This is a genomic window from Segatella copri (assembly GCF_003465495.1).
GTDB lineage: Bacteria > Bacteroidota > Bacteroidia > Bacteroidales > Bacteroidaceae > Prevotella > Prevotella copri_G.
On record NZ_QSAV01000077.1, the window covers coordinates 7079 to 7489 of the forward strand.

1 pseudogene is annotated in these 411 nt (G+C 41.1%); it reads left to right on the forward strand.

From position 1 onward, the window contains the following. Positions 1 to 411, forward strand: a pseudogene (locus tag DWV53_RS14650) (IS1380-like element IS942 family transposase); the annotation flags it as partial.

Here is a 411-nt window from a genome sequence, read left to right on the forward strand (position 1 = left end):
TATATCTTTGTGGTGGCTCATGTATTGAGGATGTTACAACTCACCTGATGAAACATTTGTCTCTTCATCCAACTCTTCGCACTTGCAGCGCAGACACCATATTACGTGCTATCGAAGAACTGACTTTTAAGAGCATCACCTATAAGTCTGCTTCTGGCAAATCCTATGATTTCAATACTGCAGACAAGATGAACTGCTTACTGGTCAATGCCCTGCTTGCTACTGGTCAATTGAAATCCGGTCAAGAGTATGATTTTGACTTTGACCATCAGTTCATTGAAACAGAGAAGTATGATGCAAAACCAACCTACAAGAAGTTCTTGGGCTATAGTCCAGGTGTAGCAGTCATTAACGACATGATTGTCGGTATTGAAAATAGAGACGGTAACACAAACGTGCGCTTCAACCAAA